The sequence below is a fragment of the Microtetraspora malaysiensis genome (genome assembly GCF_050947145.1).
Classification (GTDB): domain Bacteria; phylum Actinomycetota; class Actinomycetes; order Streptosporangiales; family Streptosporangiaceae; genus Microtetraspora_A; species Microtetraspora_A malaysiensis.
The window spans coordinates 5,330,723-5,347,354 of the sequence record NZ_CP191998.1 but is presented as its reverse complement, the minus strand read 5'-3'; the positions used below and the strand labels follow the sequence as shown (position 1 = coordinate 5,347,354).

Sequence of the window (16,632 nt, the reverse complement as noted above, 5' to 3'; positions counted from 1 at the left end):
TGCGCCGTAGTCGCGGGACGGGGGTCGGCGTACCCGAGATCGGAGTCCGGATGGACAAAGGGAGTGCCGGACTCGTTCGCTCTCGACATGTGTCCGATGACAGGCGCGGCGACGCGCCAGTACTTCTTGAACGGGCTCAGGACGAGGAGCGGAATGAAGAGTCATCAAGATCGAGAGCCGGGATCGACGATCGAGTACGCGGCCCGGGACGGCGTGGCGCGGATCGCCCTCAACCGCCCGAGCCGGCTGAACGCCGTCACCCCGGAGCTGGTGCGCGACCTGCTGGAAGGGATCGAGCGGGCGGATCGTGACGAGGCGCGGGTCATCGTGCTCAGCGGGCGGGGCCGTTCGTTCTGTTCCGGCTACGACCTCAAGCACGAGGTGGTCGGAAGTCCGCCGGCCGGCGAGCGCGTCGAACGGCTGCGCCGCATCCAGGCGCTCACCACGAAGCTGCGCGGGTCGGCCGCCTGCGTCATCGCTCAGGTTCACGGATACGCGTTGGGGGCGGGCGCCGAACTCGCGCTCGCCGCCGATTTCGTCGTCGCCGCGGAGGACGCGGTGTTCGGATTCCCCGAGGTGGAGGCCGGTCTGAGCGTGACCGGCGGCATCTCGGCCATCCTCCCCCGGCTGGTCGGCCCGGCTCGGGCCCGGAGGCTGATGATCCTGGGGGAGCGGGTCGACGGGAAGCAGGCATGCGAGATGGGCCTGGTCAGCCATGTGGCCGCCGGCGGTGACGTTCCGGCGGTCGTGGATTCGCTGGCTGCGACGGTGCTGAGCCGGCCGAGGGTGGCCGTCGAGGGCGCGAAGCGACTCCTCGAACAGGGGATCTGGGCGGATCTGGACGGTGCGCTCGACGCGGAGGTGGGGTTCGCCCTCCGGGCGCAGGACTCCGGCGAGGCCCGTACCGCGCAGCAGAGTTTCGCCGCGGGCCGCGGCCTTCGAGTGGCGGGAGACAAGTGATGACGGGGACCGGCGGCGATGACGCTGTCAAGGTGCAGGATCTGGCCACGCTGGTGCGGCGGGCGGCGAGGCGCTGGCCGCACCGGCGCGCGCTGAGGTTCGATCAACACGACATCGACTACACGTTCGCCGAGCTCGACGAGCTGTCGGACCGCTACGGAGCCGTTCTCGCCGCCCTCGGGATCAGATACGGCGACCGGATCGCGCTGGTGTTTGACAACCGCCCGGAGTATCCACTGCTGTGGCTGGGCGCGGCCAAGATCGGTGCGGCGGTCGTGCCGGTGAACCCGCGATATTCGGTCAGGGAGCTGACCCGGCTCCTGGACCACGCTGATCCCGCCCTGGTCGTCACCTGCGCAGACCACCTCGATCTCGTGCTCGGCTCGGCGGCCGGAGGCCGTCGCGTCGCCGTGACCGACGCCGAGGGCGGGCCGGGAGTGATCGGCATGGACGCCGTCGCCGCGGGCCGCACGCCGGACCAGGCGGTCTATCCCGAGACCCTGGCCAACATCCAGTACACCTCCGGCACCACGGGCCACCCCAAGGGGTGCATGCTGTCACACGGCTACTGGACGGCGATGGTGCGCAAGTACGCGGACGGGTTCCCCCACCTCGGCCCCGACGACGTCCTGCTCACCGCCCAGCCGTTCTACTACCTGGATCCGCAGTGGAGCCTGGCGGCCTGCCTGCTGGTGGGGTCCTCGCTCGTCGTGCTGGACCGGTTCCATCCCACCTCTTTCTGGGACAAGGTGCGCGCGTACCAGGTGACGTACCTGTACTGCATCGGGATGATGCCGACCCTGCTTCTGCGCCAGCCGGAGCAGCCCACCGACCGGGATCACTCCCTCCGCGCCGTCGCCTGCTCGGGCATTCCGAAGGACATCCACGCCGCGCTCGAGAAGCGGTTCGGGGTGCCCTGGTACGAGGGCTTCGGGATGACCGAGACCGGCGGTGACCTCCGGGTCCTGCCCGACGATCACGACGAGCTGGTCGGCACCGGGTGCGTCGGGCGACCGAACCCGCACCGGGAGGCCCGGATCGTGGACGAGCGGGGCCATGCCGTACCTCGGGGCGGCACAGGGGAGCTGATCCTCCGCGGGGCGGGCATGATGGACGGCTATTACAGGGACGAGACGGCGACCCGCGAGGTGTTCCGCGACGGGTGGTTCCACACCGGCGACCTGGCGCGAATGGACGAACGCGGCCGCGTGTATCTGATGGGCCGGCTGAAGGACATGGCCCGCCGCAGCGGAGAGAACATCGCGTTGAACGAGGTCGAAGCGGTGCTGTGCTCGTCCGAACGGGTCGGCCAGGCGGCCTGCGTCCCCGTCGCCGACGACGTGCGGGGGGAGGAGGTCCACGCGTTCCTCGTCGCCCGCGGGGAGGCGGTGGAGGCGGTGGAGGCGGTGGCGGCCACCCTGGCGGACGTCATCGCGCACGCGAGCGCGAACCTGGCGCCCTTCAAGGTCCCGAGGTACTGGAGTTTCGTGGCCGAGTTGCCGCTGACCCCGTCACAACGGGTGGCCAAGGAGAAGCTGCGTGCCCTGCGGGTCACCGCGTACGACCGCACCACAGGGGAGCAGGTCCGGCTGGGGGCGCCGCCGGCCCCGCACGGGGTCGTCACCGAGCGAGCCGATGCCTGAGCCTCGTCTGAAGATCGCCGGCCACTCGATCCGGGCATCGGACGCCTGGGTGCTCCTCCAGCTGCCACCGGATCTGGAGTTCATCGGATTCGACTACGCCGGCGATCTGCTTAACGACCCGCCGAGCGCGAGCGACGTCGTGGAGTTGCCGGACTTCGGCCGCCTGCTGTTGCTCGGGGTCTCGTTGACACCGGACGACGTCCGCTCGTGCCTGATGGCGGCGGAGCAGGCGCCGTGGTCCTCCGTTCCCGGGGACGCCCGGCTCGTCGAGACTCCGTACGGCGGCGCGGGGACGCCGTACGCCCACGCGACCCTGCTGTACCGGCACTTCCGCTACCGCCATCGGCTCGGGGTCACGATCGCGTCGGCGATCCTGCATCTGAAACGCCCCCACCTGGTGCCGCTGCTCAACGACCGGATCCTCGCGTTCTACAGCGAGCGGGCCGTCGACCTCGCCGCGTCGAGCATGAGCGAGTCCCCGCTGTACTGGGAGGTCTTCCGGCGGGATCTCATCGACAGCGCCCCCGGGATCGACGCGCTACGGCGGAAGCTCGGCGCCGCCGACGACGCGGTGTCACGCGCGTTGTCGCGGCTCAGCGATGTACGGCTCTTCGGCATCGTGGTGAACGGCGTCGCGGCGAGCTAGTACCTCGTCACCGAAACCTGTTTCCCCAGGTGCGCCCGGCCGTTTCCGGTGTCCCGCGGAACGATTCCCGTCTGTCGCACGCCGAAGGACCCCGGGAGATCTCCCGGGGTCCTTCGTTCAGACGCGAGACCGCCGCCTGCCGCAGGTCGTGCGGCCGTGCCCTCGGCGGCGAGGCGACGGCATCCGGAGGGAAGGGATAGCGCGCCTTTCCTCCGGATCGCCCCCTCACCGATGGCAGACGATGCGCCGGACGGCCGGCGCCGAGACGACCTGGACCTCGGCGACGCCGGGCACCTCGATGTTCACGAAACCGCCCTCGATGGTGAAGCGGACTCCCTGCGCGGCGCCGACCGCGCGACCCTCTCCATCCGTGATCGTGTAGCCGTCGACCAGCTCGACCGATCCGTTTCTCCAGTCCCGGTTCATACGGCGACCTCGGGGAAGTCGAGGTCCGGCTGGGCCAGGTGGTTGAAGTAGTTGGACAGCGTGTTGAGCGCGACGTGGGCGACGATCTCGGCGAGCTCGGCATCCGTCACGTTCTCCGCGCGGGCGCGCGCGAGCTCCTCGTCGCCGACCCGGCCCCCGGTACGGATGATCTCCCGGGTGAGGCGCAGCACCGCGTCGTCGTGGGGGTCGGCGTCTCCGGCCTCACGGGTCAGGGCCAGCTCCTCATCGGTCATGCCCATCCGCTTGCCCCGCATCGTGTGCGCGCTCACGCAGTACGTGCACCGGTTCTCCTGCGCGACCAGCAGCGCGATCTTCTCGCGGAGCCGGGCCCGGAGCACCCCACGGGTCAGGTGGTCGCGCATGGCCAGGTATCCGGCCAGGGCGGCGGGGCCGTTCGCGAGGGCCGCGTAGAGGTTGGGCACCTTGCCGAGCTGGCGCCGTGTCTCTTCGAGCAGGCCGTCGGCGTCTTCGGTCAGTTGGGGCAGCCGAGACATCATTTCTCCAAACGGTACTGAGTGGTTCCGTTTGCGAACGGTACTGATCGGTTCCGTTTTGGTCAAGCCGGGCTAAGGAGTGTCTGACAAATGCTGCCCGTCGCGAGCGCGGATCCAGATGGATGCATCGCAAGGCGGAGGAGGAGGCCGTAGCGGAGCCTACGGCCGACGACGACAACGCAGCGAGGCGCCGTCTGGGCCGCGCGCAGCAGGGCTTGATTTGTCAGACACGACCTAGTGCAGCGCCGCAAAGATCCTTAAGGGGTCCGAGTCGTAACGGTACGTGCTCAACTTGCTGTCTTCTTCAAGAGTGCGGCACGTGTCCGTTCCTGATCGCGCCGGGTGAGGTAGCGGATGTGGTCGGCGCGTGCGTCGTAGCGCCACCGGTACGGCTGCGCGGTGGCGTTATGGCGGATCGTGAACGTGTCGATCTGCTGCATCAGGTTCTCGCGGGAGGTGAAATCACCGCGGCGGAGAAGGCGGCGGGTCAGCACGGAGAACCACATCTCGATCATGTTGAGCCAGCTGGCGTGCTTGGGCGTGTAGGTGACCGTGAACCGGGGGTGGGCGGCCAGCCAGGCGCGGGTGGCCTTGGAGGTGTGGCTGGCGCCGTTGTCCAGGATCAGGTGGATGTCCAGGGCCGGGTCGATCATCTGATCGAGCAGGATGAGGAAGGCGATGAAGGTCGCAGATGTGTTGCGGTCGATTCGTTCGGCCAGGATCTGGCCGGTCAGGACGTCCATCGCGGCGAGGATGGAGACGGTGCCGTGGCGGATGTATTCGAACTCCCGCCGGGCGGCATGGCCGGGCCGGCCGGGCCGAGCGCAGATCTCGGGGTGTTTACGGGATTTGGCTTGGATTCCGGTCTTTTCGTCCACGCTGAGCAGGACCGCACCTTCGGGCGGGTTGAGGTACAGGTCGCAGACGGCGCCGGCCAGGTGCCAGAACTGCTCATCGTCGAGCCGGTTGAGCCAGCCCCGGACGCGGTGCGGCCGCAGGTCGGCCTCGGCCAGGATCCGCCCGATCTGGGAGGCGGAGATTCCGGTATCGGCCAGGTGGGCGGCGATCGTCGTGTGCGTCCAGGCCGCCTGTCCCTCGGGCGGGGTGCTGGTTGCGCAGGCGATCACCCGTAACCGCACCTGGGGGCCGTAGAGTTCGGGGCGGCCCGGCCGGGGCAGGTCGACCAGCCCCTTGATGCCGCCCGCGGCGAACCGGTCGCGCCATTTACGGACGGTCGTCTCTGTCGTGGACAAGCGTTCGGCGACCGCGGCCACCGGCAGGCGCTCGTCGGCGATCAGCACGATGATCCGGGCGCGCAGCACCAACGACTGCGGGCTGGAGTGCCTGCTGATGATTTTGTTGAGGCGCCTCCTGCGGCGATGACCGATGGTGATGACGACCTCGCTGACCGGTCCAGCCATGAACTCCCATCCTTCGGTGGTCACGAGTGATCGCCCGAGGATGCAGTGCTGACGGTGTCGAAGCGGGACCAACACACCGCTATCGGCCACAATCGTCACCATGCCGGTACCGCCCAAGCAGGTCAAAGTCCTCGTCGAAGAGGACGCCGATTCCTATGCCTTCACGCACTGGCCTCAGCTGGGAGAGGTGACCGTCCGCTGGAAGGGCTCTTTCGGCTATCTGACCGGGCATTTCGATGACGACGAAAGCGATGAGGGTTTCCCGCTGGCCCGGATCGAGTACCTCGGCGATCCCGACGCCTGGGGGTTCGCGATCTACCGGGCCAGTAGCGAGGATTACGAGCCCTCGATCCTGCCGAGCGGCAGCCGCGTCGGCACGCCCAGCGAGGCACTGGAGTGTGCCTGCCGTGTCCACCTTGCAGAATCAGAGGGTTGACTCCGAGTGATCACCTGAACCCCTCAGGGATCTTTGCGGCACTGCACTAGCATGGGGGAATGCCAAGGAACGCGCGCGAGCGACTTCTCGCCACCGCGGAAGAACTCTTCTACGCCGAAGGGATCAAGTCCGTCGGCGTGGAACGCATCCTCACGGTGTCCGGTGTGGGGCGCGCCTCCTTGTATCGCCACTTCCCCGGCAAGGACGACCTGGTCGTGGCGGTCCTGCGACGGCGTGACGAGAACTGGCGGGCCTGGATGGCCGAGCGGGTGAGTGCGCTCGGCGGCGATCCGCTCAGCGTCTTCGACGCGCTGGCCGAGCGGTTCGCCCGCGCCGACTTCCGCGGCTGCGCGTTCATCAACACCATGGTCGAGTCGGCCGACCCGGACAGCCCTGCCCACCGTGTCGCCGCCGAGCACAAGGAGCGGGTCGTGTCCTACGTCGCGCGCCTTCTCGCCGAGTCGGGCCACCCGCACGCCGACGAGACGGCGCGGGCGATCGCCCTGCTCATGGACGGCGCGATCGTCACCGCGGTGCGGGAGCGCACCCCTGCTCCCGCCGGCCGGGCACGCGCGGTGGCGGCGGCGCTGCTCGCCGGTGGCCCGTCACCGAATCCGGGTACGGCTGATTGATCTCTGGCGGTGCCCCCGCCAGACAGGCTGCCTCGTCGTCCTCAGAGTCCGGTTTGCAGGATGGCATGCATCTGCAACGCGATCCCGAAGCTCAGCATCCACTCCGGGCTGCGCGGGTCCTTCCCGGTGAGCTGGGCGACGCGATCGAGCCGGTAGGAGAGGGTGTGCCGGTGGATGCACAGCTTCTCGGCGGTGGGGCCGGGACGGCAGCCCGTGTCGAAGAAGGCGGTCAGGGTGCTGACCAGCTCCGTGTTGTTGGCGGCGTCATGGCTGATCAGCTCGCCGAGCAGGGTGTCGGCGAACGGCCTCATCACGTTCTGCGGGTCGAGTCCCGCGAGCAGGCCGGGCAGCCCGAGCGATGTGACGTCGTGAATCTGGCCGGCCGTCTGCCCGGAGAACTGGCTGGCCGTCGCGGACTCGCGGATCGCCAGGGCGAGGCTCTCGGCGTCGGTCTTGGGCCGGCTGCGGCCGATCGTGACCGCCTTCCACCCGCGGGTCCGGCATGCCTGCAGGAAGTCCTCGGGCACCGTGCTGTCGACCGGCTGGACCAGGCAGAAGATCTTTCCCTGCAGGCCGCCGACGATGGGTCTCGTGCTCGCCGCCGCGACGTCCTCAAGCAGGGTGAACGCCCGGCTCTCGGGAGTGCCCCGGTCGAGCCGCACCGCGAGGACCCGATATCCCTCGGCGGGTTCGAGCCCGAGCCCGCGCAGCGCGAGCGCCAGCTCGCCGTGGTTCATCGACCCGTCCACCGCGGCGCGCAGGAGTTGCTCGACCGTGGAGCGCTGGGCGTCGCGCCGGGACTTCTCCCGCGCGAAGCGGAGCAGCATGGCCGAGCGGGCGCGCTCGACCAGGACGAGCTCGGCGGAGGCCAGCCGGCGGCCGCCGACGTACACGATGGAACCTTCGACCTGGTCGTGCAGGCCCACGCCGACCAGGACCGCGAAGCGGCCGTCGTCCAGCTCGACCTGCGTCGTGTCGATGGGGGGAGACGTCCTCAGCACGGCGTCGAGCTCGGCGGGCACGTTCAGGCTGCGCTGGCCGCGGTGACTCCATGAGGAGACGACGACGCCGGTGTAGTCGACGAACATCGCGTCGAACCCGGACACCTGGCGGGCGGTCAGCTTCAGGATCGTTTCCAGGTCGGCGCCCGCCATGACCGCGGCGACGAGCGAATCGTGCAGTTTCAGGATCCGGGTCAGGCTCGCCCGGCGGAGGCTCTCCACGAGCCGCCGCAGGTCCCGCGCGTACGTCGCGGCGTCGACGGGGCGGGGGCAGCACGCCAGGGAGAGCCCGGACATCGCGGCGTCCGCCGTGAGGGCCGGTCTGGCCTCGGCCGCCTCCATGCCGACCACCACGAGGGTCCCGGCGGGGCGGGGCAGTTCGCGGATCCTGGCGAGGGCGGCCGGGAGGGCGGCGGCGTCCACGACCAGGATCTCCCCGCGTCCGTGGAAGGCCGGCGGCTCCGCGGCGACGGCCTCCACCGGGAGCGCCGCCTCGGCGGTCTTCCGGATGAACGTGGTCGGGTGTTCGAGCGCGCTCAGCGCCGCGGACGAGGACACGTCGAACACACTGGATGTGCTGGCGCGCGTCAAACGTATCTCTCCCTGTGTGCTGTGCTGTCGGCTGGAGCCCGTCACGACCTGGGCCGTCACGGTCTGTGAACTCCCTGCCGGCGATGGCGCGCCCGGGGTCGTGCCGCGCAGCCGACGCCCACTGGTCGGCACCGGTACTTTACCGTTTTTGCCCAAAGTGCCGCGAAGGCGGACAGAACGCCCGTCAGGCCCGATGGCCATCCTGACCGCGTCGGCGGCGGGACCGGAAGCGCCGGACGCACCGATCGCCGCGTTTCGCATTGGCCACTTGGCCAGGTAGGCGCCGTCCAGACTGTCCATCCGTCGGCTGACGTGATTCGGGCGACGTGTGACTCTCTTACGACCGATCCAACGCGGTGGCCGCGATGGATCGTGACAAGCCGTGCGGGCCGGCGCCCGGAGGGGGCGAGTGGCCGGCTGCCGCAGTGACCCAAGAGCGGGAGATAACCGTGGTGCGAAGAATGTCGAAGAAAGCGTTACTGCCGCTTCTGCTTGCTCCGGTGACGGCGCTTTCCGCCTGCTCGGCCGGCGGCACCTCGGATGAGGCCGGCGACGGCACGACGACTATCCGTCTGATGGCCTACGCGACCGGTGGATTCAAGGAAAAGTATATCAAGGCGGTCGTCCAGCCCTTCGAGGCCGCGAACCCGAAGATCAAGGTGGAATACGACCCGGTCGTCTCGTCCGCGGAGATGCTCGGCAGGCTGCGTACCCAGAAGAGCAACCCCACGGTCGACCTCGCGATCATGGACCTCTCCGTCGCCGAGAGCGCGAACAAGGAGGGCATCTTCACGCCGCTGGACCCCGCGGCGGTCCCCAACATGAAGGACCTCAGCGAGCACGCGAAGGTCCGCGACGGCTACGGTCCGGGCGTCACCTTCGACAACCTGGCGCTCGTCTACAACACCAAGGCCGTGACCACGCCGCCGACGTCGTGGAACGACCTCTGGGATCCCGCGTACAAGGGGAAGATCTCGATCAGCGCGCCGCCGCAGCTGGACGGGATCGGGCTGACCATCGTCCTGAGCAAGGACCTCGGCGGGGACTACCAGACCTCCATCGATCCGGCGATCAAGCGGCTGCGCGAGCTCGCGCCGTCCGTGCAGACCTGGAACCCCCAGCCGGACACGTACACGCTGGTCAAGTCCGGAAAGGTGCACCTGGCCCTGGCCTGGAACGCGCGCAGCCAGCTGCAGCACGACGAATCCGACGGCGCGCTGAACGTGGTCCTGCCGAAGGAAGGCAGCATCATGCAGGTCAACACCATCAACCTGGTCAAGGGCGGCAAGCGGGCGAGCGCCGCGCAGTCGTTCATCGACTACGCGCTGAGCCCCGACGCGCAGGCCCGGTTCGCCGCGGAGATGTTCTACGCGCCGACCAACACGCTGGCCAAGGTCGACGACGAGGTCGCCCAGCGGACCGTGATGACGCCGGAGAAGCTCAAGACCATGATCGCAGTCGACTGGAGCTGGCTCGCCGAGCAGCGCGCCCAGTGGACCGAGATCTGGCGCAAGGACGTCATCTCGCAGTAGTTCCGGGCAGATCAGGAGTCCAGTGTGGAAGACGCGTATCTCGCACTCAGCAAACTAACGAAGACCTATCCGAACCAGTCCCGCTCGGCCGTGCACGACGTCGACATCGACGTCGCGCGCGGTGAGTTCATCTCACTGCTCGGACCGTCGGGTTGTGGCAAGACCACGACACTGCGCATGATCGCAGGTCTGATCGCCCCCACATCCGGCCACATCCGTGTCGGCGGGACCGACATAACCAACCGCCCTGTTCACAAGCGAGACATGGGCCTGGTGTTCCAGTCCTACGCGTTGTTCCCGCACATGTCGGTAGGAGAGAACGTCGACTTCGGCCTGCAGATGCGCCGGGTCGCCAAAAGCGAACGCCGGCGTCGAGTCGCCGACGCCCTCGACATGGTTCACCTGGCGCACCTCGCGAACCGCCGGGTGAGCCAGCTCTCCGGCGGCCAGGCGCAGCGCATCGCCCTGGCGCGGGCGTTGGTCATCGAGCCGACCGTGCTGCTGCTGGACGAGCCGCTGAGCAACCTCGACGCGAAGCTGCGTGAGGAGCTTCGCGTCGAGATCCGGCGGATCCAGCAGGAGACCGGGATCACCACGGTGTTCGTCACCCACGACCAGGACGAGGCGCTGGCGATGTCCGACCGGCTCGTGGTGATGTCCGAAGGCCGCGTCGAGCAGGTGGGCGAGCCGTGGGCCGTGTACGAGACCCCGGAGAACCAGTTCGTCGCGGACTTCATCGGCCGGACCAACATGTTCGACGGTCGGGTGGCCGGTCAGAGCGACGGCGTGCTGCGGCTGGAGGTCGACGGGCTCGGGACCGTGTCCGTACGCGCCGCGCGAACCGACGGGGCGACCGCGACGGTGATGGTCCGGCCGCACCGGGTGCGGATCGATCCCGCCGAGCAGACGGCGAACGAGTTGAAGGGGCGCGTCGTGCAGTCGAGCTATCTCGGCGACGTCGAGTCCGTCGTGATCGACGTCAACGGCACCCGCGTCACGGCGGAACGGACCCACAGCGGCCGGCCGCTGACGGCCGGCGCCACGGTCGCTCTCGGATGGGGTGACGCGGATGCCTACGTCATCCCGCAGTAGCGAAGGCGGCACGCGCAGGGCGGCGGCGGCCGCCCTGCTCACTCCCGGGCTGCTGGCGCTCGGAGTCAGCTTCGTCGTGCCGCTGGTGTGGCTGGCCCGCATGTCCCTCAACCGGACCGTCGGGCCGGCCGAGCTCCAGCCGGACGTGAGCCTGAGCTCCTACGTCGACGTGCTGACCGACGGTTTCATGTGGGAGGTCGCCTGGCACACGTTGTGGCTCGGCGTCCTGGTCACCGTTCTGGCGGTCGCGGTGTCGTACCCCATCGCGCTCTTCCTCGCGCGGACCCGCTCCCGCCTGCGCGGGCTGCTGATGGCGCTGGCCATCGCGCCGCTGCTGACGTCGTCGGTCGTACGCACCTTCGGCTGGCTGATCCTGCTCTCCGACGACGGCATCGTGAACTCCGCGTTGAGCAAACTAGGGATCATCGGCGAGCCGCTCACGCTCACCAACAACGTCACCGGCGTGGTCATCGCGCTCGTCGAGATCATGATGCCGTACGCCATCCTCGCGATGATCGCCGGATTCGGCCGGGTCTCCAAGGACTTGGAGGACGCGGCCGGATCGCTGGGCGCCGGGCGGCTGCGGTGCTTCGTCCGGATCACGTTCCCGCTGAGCCTGCCGGGCGTGCTCACCGGGGGGCTGATGGTGTTCGTGCTGACCGTCTCCGCGTTCATCACGCCGCGGCTCATGGGTGGCGGCCGGGTATTCGTGATCGCCACCGAGATCTACGACCAGGCGACGACGACGCTGGACTGGCCGCGCGCGTCGGCCCTGTCCGTGCTCCTGTTGCTCCTCTTCGGAGTCTTCCTGGTCCTCTATCAGCGCCTCTTCCGCATGGTTGAAGGAAGGTGAGCGGAATGCGATCTCTCTCCGAGCTGATCTACCGGACCCTTGCCGGGATCGTGGTTGTCTGCAGCTATCTGTTCCTGCTGGCGCCGCTCCTCGTGGTCTTCGTCCTCTCCTTCGGCGCCAGCCCCAACCTGGAGTTCCCGCCCAAGGACTGGACCCTGCGGTGGTACGCCGACCTGGCCGCCAACGGTGAGTTCCTCGAGGGCCTGCGGGTGTCGCTGCTGCTCGGCCTGATCGTGACGGTCGTCTCGCTGGTCGCCGGCGTCACCGCCGCCCTCGCGCTCACGCGGCACCGCTTTCGTGGACGGGACGCGGTGATCGGCCTGTTCACCTCGCCCTTGCTGCTCCCGAGCGTCGTGCTGGGCCTGGCCCTGCTGCTCGTGCTCGGGCAGGTGGGGTTCGTCGGCACGTATCCGGGTCTGGTCGTCGCGCACCTCGGCCTGACCATTCCGTACGTCGTCCGCACCGTGATGATGAGTCTCGAGGCGGTCGACCCCTCCTGCGAGCAGGCGGCGCGGACCCTGGGGGCCGGCCCCGTCACGACGTTCCGCCGGATCACCCTGCCGCTGATCACGCCCGGCCTGGTCGCGGGCGCGGCGCTGTCGTTCATCATCTCCTTCGACGAGGCCGTGGTGTCGCTCTTCGTGGTCGGCACCGGTACCACCACCCTGCCGGTGGTGGTGTTCCGCTACGTCTCCAACAACACCGATCCGCAGGTCGCCGCGCTGTCGGTGGTCCTCATCGTGTTCTCCCTCGCGGCCGTCGCCCTGATCGAGCGGGCACTCGGCCTTAAGCGCGTCCTGAGTAAGGGCTGATCGGTATGACGCAGATCATGACCGCGACCGGAGCCGTCGAGGGCGCGCGGCTCGGTGCCACCCTCATGCACGAACACGTCTTCATCAACCTGCTGCGTGAGTACCGCGGCACCGGGCTGATCCAGGATCTCCCGCTGATGAGGTCGGAGCTCGATCGCTACCAGGAAGCGGGCGGCGTGACCCTGGTCGACGTGACGTCCGCGGAGCTGACCTGGGGCGCGAGCCCCGACCCGGGCGGCGTGTACGGCGCCCGGCCGCCGGCCTCGGCCGAGCACACGAGGGCGCCGGACAACGTCGCCGCGTTGCACGAGCTGTCCGTCGCGACCGGCGTGCGCATCGTCCTGGGAACCGGCCACTACCGCGATCCCTACCTGGGCGACGACTTCGACCGCAAGAGCGTGGACGCGATCTCCGAGTTGCTGGTCCGCGACCTGGTCGAGGGGTTCGCCGGAACGCGGATCAGGGCCGGACTCATCGGCGAGGTCGGCTCGGACCAGTGGTTCATCTCGGCCAGGGAGGAGCGCAACCTGCGCGCCTCGGCCCGCGCGTCCCGCCGCACCAACGCGGTGGTCAGCACGCACGCGGCGCGCTGGCCGGTGGGCCGCCGGCAGCTCGACCTGCTGCTGGAGGAGGGGGTGTCGCCGGGCCGGGTCATCATCGGCCATTGCGACACGGTGAACATCCCCGAATATCACCTCGACCTCGCGCGAAGCGGATGCTACGTCCAGTTCGACACGATCCGCCCCGGGGCGGAATTCGCGTTGAACACCCGCGTCTCGCACATCGTCTCGCTGATCCGCGCCGGCTTCATCGACAGCATCCTGCTGAGCCATGACGTGTGCGGCAGGGACCATTTGCACGCGTACGGCGGCGGCGGGTTCGACTATATTTCCCGGCATTTCGCGAAGCGGTTGGCGCAGGCCGGAGTGGACGCCGGAGAACTGGACCACATTCTCATCGAGAATCCACGGCGGGCGCTGTCGGGGGAAGCCGGGTGACGGCGCCCGGCGACCGCGGGCCGGATCAGCTGACCGTGCGATATTCCGATCTGGACGTCGCCGGGCATGTCAACAACGTCGCCTGGCTCAGGTTCGTCCACGTCGGGGTGTCCCGCGCGGTCGCCGCATGGCGGCCGCCAGGAGGATCGGACCGGGCCGGGGACGGATCCAGTGCGGTCGCGTGGCGATGGGTGGACATCCGCTACCGCCGTGCGGTCCAGGCGGTGGGAACCCCGATCACGGTCCGCGCCATCCCCGTCGAACGGCCGGAGGGCCTGCTCATCACCTGTGAGGTGGGCGCGGCCGGACCTGACGGCCGGATGACGGAGTGTGTGACGGCGGACGTGTTCCTCGGCCCGCCCGCGCCGACCGCGCTCGAACGCGACACGCCCCACGCATGCCACGCGTCCGGGACGGAGCCGCCCGCGCGGACCGGCCGATGGCCGTGGTCGCTGGTCGTCCCGGTACGCGCCGGCGACCGGGCGGGCGGCGGATCCCTTTCGCCCGTCGCGGCGGCGGACCTGCTGCAGGAGGCGAGGCACGACGCGTCGTCCGGCTGGCGGCACAACATCCGAGGTCGCCTGGTCGTGGCCCGGACCACGTTCTGCCTGGGACAGGCGGCGGCCGGGCAGGAGATCCTGCTCCACTCCCGGTGCTCCCGCGTGGGCCGGGCCTCGGTCGAGCTGACCTCGCGCGGCGTCGACCCGGCCGGCGGCGCGGTCGTGATCCGGTCGACCACGAGGATCGCCCGGCTGCTGACCGACGCCGACCAGGAGGCCGCCCCGTGGTCGGACGCCGAGCGCGCGCTTCTTCAGGACATGGGAATGAGCACCCGCCCGGGAGGAGCCGGAACCGTGCCTCCAAATGGCCACGACCCGTCCGGCGGTTGTGGACAGTTGGATATATGACCGAACAACTCCGGCTCATAAAGTGACGAAAGTCGGCGGACGACCCCGACCCCGAGCGTGAATTTCTTATGGAGAATCAGGGAAACCGGATGTACCGACTGGGAATCGACACTGGCGGCACGCATACAGACCTCGTATTGCTGGATGAAGAGACCGGAAATATTTGGGTCGAAAAAGTTCCTTCGACCCCCCGGCGAATAGTCGACGCCGTACTGTCCGGAGCCGCGCGAATCCTCGACAAGGCGGGCGCCGCGCCCGGAGACGTGCACACGGTCGTCTACGGGACGACCGTCGCGGTGAACATGATCCTTCAAGGAGAGCGCATCTCAGCGGGACTGATCACGACCGCCGGATTCGGCGACGTCCTGGAGGTCGGGAACTCCTACCGGAGCGGCAACATCTACGACGTCCAGTGGGAGCCCAGCCGGCCGGTCATCGAACGCCGCCACTGCTTCGAGGTGCGCCAGCGCCACGACTTCCGCGGACACGAGCTGGAACCGCTCGACGAGGAGCAGGTGCGCGGCATCGCCGCGGCCGTCAAGGAACTGGGCCTGGAAAGCGTCGCCATCTGCCTGCTGCACAGCTACACCCAGCCGGCCCACGAGGTGCGGGTGGCCCAGATCCTGGCCGAGGAGGCGCCGGACATCCCGCTGTCGCTCTCCTCGGTCGTGAGCCCGCGCATCTCCGAGTACGACCGCGCGAGCACGACCGCGCTCGACGCCTACGTCAAGCCGAAGCTGAGCGCGCACTTCGTCGACTTCGCCGAGCAGACCGAAGCCGCCGGCTTCGGAGCCACGCTGCTGACCATGCAGGGGAGCGGCGGCACGTTCAGTCTCCGGCAGGCCGCGGAGAAGCCGATCCGGGTCGCCAACTCGGGGCCGGTGGCCGGAGCCATCGCGGGCTCCCACTTCGCGGCCGAGGTCGGATGCGCCAACGTCATCACGTACGACATGGGCGGCACCAGCACCGACCTGGCGGTGGCGATCGGCGGGGACCCCATCGTCGTGCCGCGCGACGAGCTGCTCGGCCACCCGATCCAGATGTCGAGCATCGAGATCACCCCCATCGGGTCCGGCGGGGGATCGATCGTCTGGATCGACGAGGGCGGCGCGCTGCGGGTCGGACCGGACAGCGCGGGCGCCAGCCCGGGGCCGGTCTGCTACGGCGCCGGAGGGACGCGGCCGACCCTGACCGACGCGGCCGTGGTCACCGGGCGGCTCAACCCCGACTACTACCTCGGGGGGCGCCAGCGGCTCGACCGGCAGGCCGCGCACGACGCGCTCGCGCTGTCCAGGAACGACACCGACGACTGGGACCCCGAGCGCTGGGCCGCCGGGGCGATCGCCATCGCCGCGGCCGACAGCGTCCGCGCGATCCGGCGGGTGTCCATCGCCCGCGGGCTTGACCCGCGTGATTTCGCGATCGTCGGCTTCGGCGGAGCGGGCGGCCTGATCGTCAGCGACGCGGCCCGCGAGCTCGGCATCCCCACCGTGGTCATCCCGCCGAACCCCGGCAACGTCTCGGCGATGGGCCTGCTGCTCGCCGACCAGAGCTGCGACGCGGTCGCCTCGCGGCTCTGCCCGCTGGACGAGGTCGAGGTCGGCGCGCTGAACGAATGGTTCGACCAGCTCGAGGCCGACGCGGCCAAGGAACTCCTGTCCGAAGGCATCCCGATCGACCGGATCACCGTCGCGCGGACCGCGGAGATGCGGTACCGGGGCCAGAGCTTCGAACTCGTCGTGCCCTTCGAGAAGGGGCACGGCGACCAGGCGCTCGACCACCTGGCCGCGTCCTTCCACGCGCTGCACGAGCAGCGCTACGGCCACGCCTCCCCGAAGGACCCGGTGCAGCTGGTGAGCCTGCGGGTGTCCGCGGTCGCCGCGACGGCCAAGCCCGCCTTCCCGCGTCTGCCGGACGCCACCACCTCCCGCGCCGACGAGGCGCTCAAGGAACGACGCCAGGTCGTGTTCGGCGAGCGGGTGGACACCCCCGTCTACGACCGTGCGCTGTTGCGGCCGGGCCATGTCATCGAGGGGCCCGCGATCATCGAGGAGCCGGGCAGCACCACCGTGATGTGGCCCGACCAGAAGCTCTCCGTGAGCCCGATCGGCACGCTCGTGCTCACCGCGCGCTGAGCGCCTCCCTCCGAACGAGACCCGAGACAGG

At 69.4% G+C, this 16,632-nt stretch carries 16 protein-coding genes; 12 read left to right on the top strand and 4 right to left on the bottom strand.

Annotated features, from left to right (window positions below):
* Positions 1–153: 153 nt before the first annotated feature.
* The 3 genes from ACQP1V_RS25350 to ACQP1V_RS25340 are packed head-to-tail and all read left to right on the top strand — an operon-like array spanning position 154 to position 3,249.
* Positions 154–960, top strand: coding sequence for an enoyl-CoA hydratase/isomerase family protein (locus tag ACQP1V_RS25350; RefSeq protein WP_433412354.1), 807 nt, complete (start codon positions 154–156; stop codon positions 958–960).
* Entirely contained in the window at positions 960–2,603 is a 1,644-nt protein-coding gene (locus ACQP1V_RS25345) for an AMP-binding protein (protein WP_433412352.1), read from the top strand. Before ACQP1V_RS25350 ends, ACQP1V_RS25345 begins: the two co-directional genes overlap by 1 nt.
* The gene (locus ACQP1V_RS25340; protein WP_067138901.1) at positions 2,596–3,249 is read left to right on the top strand and encodes a DUF6308 family protein; all 654 of its coding nucleotides are present in this window, start codon (positions 2,596–2,598) and stop codon (positions 3,247–3,249) included. Before ACQP1V_RS25345 ends, ACQP1V_RS25340 begins: the two co-directional genes overlap by 8 nt.
* Positions 3,250–3,474: 225 nt before the next feature.
* On the opposite strand, the gene ACQP1V_RS25335 is transcribed toward ACQP1V_RS25340, so the two are convergent.
* From ACQP1V_RS25335 to ACQP1V_RS25325, 3 genes are all read right to left on the bottom strand, one after another.
* Positions 3,475–3,675 (bottom strand): hypothetical protein, encoded by a 201-nt coding sequence (locus tag ACQP1V_RS25335; RefSeq protein ID WP_433412351.1) that lies wholly within the window; start codon positions 3,673–3,675, stop codon positions 3,475–3,477.
* On the bottom strand, positions 3,672–4,193 hold the full coding sequence (locus ACQP1V_RS25330; RefSeq protein ID WP_433412349.1) for a carboxymuconolactone decarboxylase family protein: 522 nt from the start codon (positions 4,191–4,193) through the stop codon (positions 3,672–3,674). Before ACQP1V_RS25330 ends, ACQP1V_RS25335 begins: the two co-directional genes overlap by 4 nt.
* 284 nt (positions 4,194–4,477) lie before the next feature.
* A complete protein-coding gene (locus tag ACQP1V_RS25325) occupies positions 4,478–5,611 on the bottom strand; it encodes an IS630 family transposase (RefSeq protein ID WP_433411369.1) in 1,134 nt (377 codons plus the stop codon).
* Between the two features lie 100 nt (positions 5,612–5,711).
* Here ACQP1V_RS25325 and ACQP1V_RS25320 point away from each other — a divergent pair, with 100 nt between their 5' ends.
* A complete protein-coding gene (locus tag ACQP1V_RS25320) occupies positions 5,712–6,047 on the top strand; it encodes a hypothetical protein (protein WP_433411371.1) in 336 nt (111 codons plus the stop codon).
* A 59-nt stretch (positions 6,048–6,106) separates the two neighbouring features.
* Positions 6,107–6,679, top strand: a complete 573-nt coding sequence (locus ACQP1V_RS25315) for a TetR/AcrR family transcriptional regulator (RefSeq protein WP_433412348.1) — start codon at positions 6,107–6,109, stop codon at positions 6,677–6,679.
* Between the two features lie 41 nt (positions 6,680–6,720).
* On the opposite strand, the gene ACQP1V_RS25310 is transcribed toward ACQP1V_RS25315, so the two are convergent.
* Positions 6,721–8,271 (bottom strand): PucR family transcriptional regulator, encoded by a 1,551-nt coding sequence (locus tag ACQP1V_RS25310; protein ID WP_433412346.1) that lies wholly within the window; start codon positions 8,269–8,271, stop codon positions 6,721–6,723.
* Between the two features lie 500 nt (positions 8,272–8,771).
* Here ACQP1V_RS25310 and ACQP1V_RS25305 point away from each other — a divergent pair, with 500 nt between their 5' ends.
* From ACQP1V_RS25305 to ACQP1V_RS25275, 7 genes are all read left to right on the top strand, one after another.
* Entirely contained in the window at positions 8,772–9,803 is a 1,032-nt protein-coding gene (locus ACQP1V_RS25305) for an ABC transporter substrate-binding protein (protein ID WP_433412344.1), read from the top strand.
* Positions 9,804–9,827: 24 nt separating this feature from the next.
* Positions 9,828–10,895 (top strand): ABC transporter ATP-binding protein, encoded by a 1,068-nt coding sequence (locus ACQP1V_RS25300; protein ID WP_433412342.1) that lies wholly within the window; start codon positions 9,828–9,830, stop codon positions 10,893–10,895.
* On the top strand, positions 10,873–11,748 hold the full coding sequence (locus tag ACQP1V_RS25295; protein ID WP_433412340.1) for an ABC transporter permease: 876 nt from the start codon (positions 10,873–10,875) through the stop codon (positions 11,746–11,748). The genes ACQP1V_RS25300 and ACQP1V_RS25295 overlap by 23 nt, the downstream gene beginning before the upstream one ends.
* A gap of 5 nt (positions 11,749–11,753) precedes the next feature.
* Entirely contained in the window at positions 11,754–12,560 is an 807-nt protein-coding gene (locus ACQP1V_RS25290; RefSeq protein WP_433412338.1) for an ABC transporter permease, read from the top strand.
* A 17-nt stretch (positions 12,561–12,577) separates the two neighbouring features.
* Positions 12,578–13,558 (top strand): phosphotriesterase family protein, encoded by a 981-nt coding sequence (locus ACQP1V_RS25285; protein ID WP_433412336.1) that lies wholly within the window; start codon positions 12,578–12,580, stop codon positions 13,556–13,558.
* Positions 13,555–14,466 (top strand): hypothetical protein, encoded by a 912-nt coding sequence (locus ACQP1V_RS25280; protein ID WP_433412334.1) that lies wholly within the window; start codon positions 13,555–13,557, stop codon positions 14,464–14,466. Before ACQP1V_RS25285 ends, ACQP1V_RS25280 begins: the two co-directional genes overlap by 4 nt.
* Before the next feature lie 68 nt (positions 14,467–14,534).
* Positions 14,535–16,601 (top strand): hydantoinase/oxoprolinase family protein, encoded by a 2,067-nt coding sequence (locus tag ACQP1V_RS25275; protein ID WP_433412332.1) that lies wholly within the window; start codon positions 14,535–14,537, stop codon positions 16,599–16,601.
* Positions 16,602–16,632: the final 31 nt, after the last annotated feature.

Excerpts from the sequence above, each read along its gene's own strand:
- ACQP1V_RS25275 (WP_433412332.1), top strand. The coding sequence starts at position 14,535 with ATGGAGAATCAGGGAAACCGGATGTACCGACTGGGAATCGACACTGGC.
- ACQP1V_RS25330 (WP_433412349.1), bottom strand. The coding sequence starts at position 4,193 with ATGATGTCTCGGCTGCCCCAACTGACCGAAGACGCCGACGGCCTGCTC.
- ACQP1V_RS25340 (WP_067138901.1), top strand. The coding sequence starts at position 2,596 with ATGCCTGAGCCTCGTCTGAAGATCGCCGGCCACTCGATCCGGGCATCG.
- ACQP1V_RS25325 (WP_433411369.1), bottom strand. The coding sequence starts at position 5,611 with ATGGCTGGACCGGTCAGCGAGGTCGTCATCACCATCGGTCATCGCCGC.
- ACQP1V_RS25350 (WP_433412354.1), top strand. The coding sequence starts at position 154 with ATGAAGAGTCATCAAGATCGAGAGCCGGGATCGACGATCGAGTACGCG.
- ACQP1V_RS25295 (WP_433412340.1), top strand. The coding sequence starts at position 10,873 with ATGCCTACGTCATCCCGCAGTAGCGAAGGCGGCACGCGCAGGGCGGCG.
- ACQP1V_RS25345 (WP_433412352.1), top strand. The coding sequence starts at position 960 with ATGACGGGGACCGGCGGCGATGACGCTGTCAAGGTGCAGGATCTGGCC.
- ACQP1V_RS25320 (WP_433411371.1), top strand. The coding sequence starts at position 5,712 with ATGCCGGTACCGCCCAAGCAGGTCAAAGTCCTCGTCGAAGAGGACGCC.
- ACQP1V_RS25290 (WP_433412338.1), top strand. The coding sequence starts at position 11,754 with ATGCGATCTCTCTCCGAGCTGATCTACCGGACCCTTGCCGGGATCGTG.
- ACQP1V_RS25335 (WP_433412351.1), bottom strand. The coding sequence starts at position 3,675 with ATGAACCGGGACTGGAGAAACGGATCGGTCGAGCTGGTCGACGGCTAC.
- ACQP1V_RS25315 (WP_433412348.1), top strand. The coding sequence starts at position 6,107 with ATGCCAAGGAACGCGCGCGAGCGACTTCTCGCCACCGCGGAAGAACTC.
- ACQP1V_RS25285 (WP_433412336.1), top strand. The coding sequence starts at position 12,578 with ATGACCGCGACCGGAGCCGTCGAGGGCGCGCGGCTCGGTGCCACCCTC.